This is a genomic window from Micromonospora sp. I033, assembly GCF_053890995.1.
The window spans coordinates 1-3,971 of sequence record NZ_JBSSLX010000336.1 but is presented as its reverse complement, the minus strand read 5'-3'; the positions used below and the strand labels follow the sequence as shown (position 1 = coordinate 3,971).

Sequence of the window (3,971 nt, the reverse complement as noted above, 5' to 3'; positions counted from 1 at the left end):
TGCGCCACCGGCACGCCCACCCCCGACGGCACGGTCTGGGCGGCCCTGGAATCCGGGGCCGTCGCCCACCTCACCCCCTGATCCTGAAGGTCAGTGGACGGCGGGGGAGACCGTCAGGGTGCCGGTGGTGGCGTCGAGGACGGCGGGGGTGCCCACCGGGACGGTCAGTTGGTCGGGGCCGTGGCCGATGGGGAGGCCGCCGAGGACGGGGACGCCGAGGTCGCCGAGGCGCTCGGTGAGCACGTCCGTGACCGTGGTGTCCCAGCCGTCGGCGCACTCGGTGAACTGGCCCACCGCCACCCCGGCGATCCCGTCCAGGGCGCCGCAGCGGCGCAGGTGGGTGAGCATCCGGTCGACCTTGTAGGGCGGCTCCTGCACCTCCTCGACCAGCAGCACCGCCCCGGTCAGGTCGGGCATGTCCGGGGTGCCGATGGACGCGGTGATCAGGCAGAGGTTGCCGCCGAGCAGCCGCCCCTCCGCCCGCCCGGGCACCCGGACCGGGTACGTCTCCTCCTCCTTCACCGCCTCGACGGTCACCGGCTCGGTGGTCATCAGCGCGGCGTGCAGCGACTCGGCCGAGCGCGGCGGGGTGCGATCGTCCCGCCAGGCCGCGCCCGGACCGTGCACGCCGGCCAGCCGGGCGCCCCGCCAGAGCGCGAACTGCAACGCGGTGATGTCGGAGAAGCCGGCCACCACCTTCGGGTCGCGGCGGACCGCCGCCATGTCGATGAGGTCCACGACCCGCTGCACGCCGTAGCCGCCCCGGGTGCAGATCACCCCGCGGATCTCCGGGTCGGCGAACGCGGTGTTCAGGTCGGCGGCCCGCAGCTCGTCGGCGCCGGCCAGGTAGCCCTGCCGGGCGTACGCGTGCGGCGCCGGCACCGGGCGCAGCCCCCAGCCGGTGAGCAGCTCGATCCCGCGGGCCACCCGCTCCGGGCGGGTCGGGCCGGAGGGCGAGACCAGCATCACCCGGTCGCCGGGGCGCAGGACCGGTGGGCGCAGGCAGTCGTCGGTGGGCACGACGGGAGCCTAGTGCGGCGGAGCCGGACCGGCCGGCGCCGGGCGCACCGGATAGCCTCGACGTCGTGGCGACCGCGCTGGTGATCGAGAACGACCCGACCGACGACCTCCGCCGCCTGGGGGAGTGGCTCACCGAGGGGGGCCTGGACCTGTTCGTCCTGCGCCCGCACGCCGGCGACGAGCTCCCCGCCGACCTCGACGGATACGTCGCGCTCGTGGTGCTCGGGGGCGAGCAGCAGGCCTACCCGCTGGCCGACGGGAGCCCCGGCGCGCCCTGGTTCCCGGCCCTCGAAGGGTTGTTGCGCAAGGCGGTCCGGCAGCGGATCCCCACCCTCGGGGTCTGCCTCGGCGGGCAGCTGCTGGCCACCGCCCACGCCGGGCAGGTCGAGCGCAGCCCGTCCGGGCCCGAGGTCGGGCCGGGCGTGGTGGGCAGGCGGGACGCGGCCGAGACCGACCCGCTGTTCCGGTACGTGCCGCTGATCCCGGACGTGCTCCAGTGGCACTCCGACGAGATCACCGAGCTGCCGCAGGGCGCCACCCTGCTGGCCGCCTCGACCCGCTACCCGCACCAGGCGTTCCGCCTCGGCGACCGGGCCTGGGGGCTCCAGTTCCACATCGAGTGCGACACCGCGATGATCGCCGACTGGGCCCGCGACTCCGAGCTGCTGGCGGAGCTGGGTTACGACCCGGAGCTGGTGGTGGCGGCCTGCGACCGGGTGATGGCCGACGTGGAGGAGGTCTGGCAGCCGTTCGCCATCCGGTTCGCCGCCCTCGCCCTCGGCGAGCTGGACGACGCGACCATCCGCCCCAGTCTGCCGCTGCTCGGGCACTGAGATGACCCGACCGACCCGGGGGCGCCTGGCCCGCTACGGCTTCGCCGAGGCCGACGGCGGGGCGCGCGCCGCCGACCTGCTCGGTCCGGACGGGCTCGGGTTGTGGCGGACCGCGGAGCAGGAACCCGCCGACGAGGCGGCCGGCGAGCTGCTCGCCGCGCTGTCCCGGGCCGCCGACCCCGACCTGGCGCTGCGCCAGTTGCACCGCGTCGTCGAGGCGGAACGGCGTACCGGGGAGAAGCCGGCCGTGCTGGAGGCGCTCGCTGCCGACCCGGGGCTGCGCCGCCGCCTGGTCGCCGTTCTCGGCGCCTCCTCGGCGCTGGGCGACCACCTGGTGGCCAACCCCCACCAGTGGGCCGTGCTGGCCACCGAGCCGGACGGGCTCGCGCCCCGCGCCGACGGCCGGCTCGACCTGGCGGCCGCCGCCCGGCTGACCGCCGCCACCGGCCCGATCCCGGTGCTGCGGCAGGCGTACCGGTTGGCGCTGCTGCGGATCGCGGCGGCCGACCTGACCGGCGGGCGCGGCCTGGAGCAGACCATGGCGGCGCTCTCCGGGCTCGCCGACGCCACCCTGGCCGCCGCCTACGGCATCGCCGTCGACGAGCTGCCGGAGGGCACGGCCCGGCCCCGGCTGGCCGTGGTGGCGATGGGCAAGTGCGGCGGCGACGAACTCAACTACGTCTCCGACGTGGACGTCATCTTCGTCGCCGCCACCGATGACGACCTGGCGGCCGCGACCCTGGTCGCCACCCGGCTGATCCACGTCTGCGGGCTGGTCGCCTGGCCGGTGGACGCCGCGCTGCGTCCCGAGGGCAACCGGGGGCCGCTCGTCCGCACCCTCGCCAGCCACCTGGCCTACTACCGCCGCTGGGCCCGCACCTGGGAGTTCCAGGCGCTGCTCAAGGCGCGACCGGCCGCCGGCGACCTGGCGCTGGCCCGGGAGTGGATCGACGCGCTGGCCCCGCTGGTCTGGACCGCCGCCGAGCGGCCGGAGGCGGTCGAGGACGTCCGGGCGATGCGCCGGAAGATCATCGACAACATCCCGCCGAAGGAGCTGGAACGCGAGATCAAGCGCGGCCCGGGCGGGCTGCGCGACATCGAGTTCGCCGTCCAGCTGCTCCAGCTCGTGCACGGCCGGGGCGACGAGTCGCTGCGGGCGCCGGGCACCATCCCGGCGCTGCGCGCCCTGGTCACCGGTGGCTACGTCGGCCGCGCCGACGGGGAGGCGCTGCTGCGCGGCTACCGCTTCCTGCGCGCCGTCGAGCACCGGCTCCAGCTCCAGGGCCTGCGCCGCACCCACACCGTGCCGACCGAGCCGGCCGCACTGCGCTGGCTGGCCGCCGCGCTCGGCTACGCGGCCACCCCGGGCCGCAGCGCCGTCGAGGAGTTCCGCGCCGAGTGGGTCACCCACGCCACCGAGGTACGCCGGCTGCACGCCAAGCTGCTCTACCGGCCGCTGCTGGAGTCGGTGGCCCGGGTGCCGGCCGAGGGGCTGCGGCTCACCCCGGAGGCGGCCCGTCACCGGCTGGAGATCCTCGGCTTCGCCGACCCGGCCGGGGCGCTGCGCCACCTCCAGGCGCTCACCGGCGGGGTGAGTCGCACCGCCGCCATCCAGCGCACCCTGCTGCCGGTGCTGCTCAGCGAGTTCGCCGACGCGCCCGAGCCGGACCGCGGGCTGCTCAACTACCGGCAGGTCTCCGACAAGCTCGGCAGCACCCCCTGGTACCTGCGGCTGCTGCGCGACTCCGGCCCGGTGGCCCGCCGGCTGGCCCGGGTGCTCTCCTCCTCCCGGTACGCCGCCGACCTGCTGGCCCGCGAGCCGGAGGCGCTGCGGCTGCTGGCCGAGGACACCGAGCTGACGCCGCGCCCGCGCGAGGTGCTCGCCGAGGGATTCACCGCCGCCGCGGCCCGGCACGACGACCCGGTCGAGGCCACCCGCGCGGTACGCGCGCTGCGCCGCCGCGAGCTGGTCCGGCTCGCCTGCGCCGACGTGCTCAGCCGGGCCGGCGCCCTCGCCCCGCTCACTCCCCGCTCGGCGGACGGCGGTGGCCGGACGCCCACCCTGGCGGACGTCAGCGCGGTCGGCGTCGCCCTCTCCGACGTCGCCGACGCCACCCT

Annotated in this window: 3 protein-coding genes; 2 read left to right on the top strand and 1 reads right to left on the bottom strand. The window is 76.8% G+C overall.

The genetic code is table 11. From position 1 onward, the window contains the following. Positions 1-90 precede the first annotated feature (90 nt). Positions 91-1,020, bottom strand: a complete 930-nt coding sequence (locus ACW0Q9_RS29595) for a S66 peptidase family protein (protein ID WP_456186914.1) — start codon at positions 1,018-1,020, stop codon at positions 91-93. A 65-nt stretch (positions 1,021-1,085) separates the two neighbouring features. Here ACW0Q9_RS29595 and ACW0Q9_RS29590 point away from each other — a divergent pair, with 65 nt between their 5' ends. Both ACW0Q9_RS29590 and ACW0Q9_RS29585 read left to right on the top strand, forming a co-directional pair. Then, a complete protein-coding gene (locus tag ACW0Q9_RS29590) occupies positions 1,086-1,853 on the top strand; it encodes a type 1 glutamine amidotransferase (RefSeq protein WP_456186912.1) in 768 nt (255 codons plus the stop codon). Between the two features lies 1 nt (position 1,854). Beyond that, on the top strand, positions 1,855-3,971 hold a 2,117-nt coding region (locus tag ACW0Q9_RS29585; protein ID WP_456186910.1), incomplete at its 3' end, for a bifunctional [glutamine synthetase] adenylyltransferase/[glutamine synthetase]-adenylyl-L-tyrosine phosphorylase.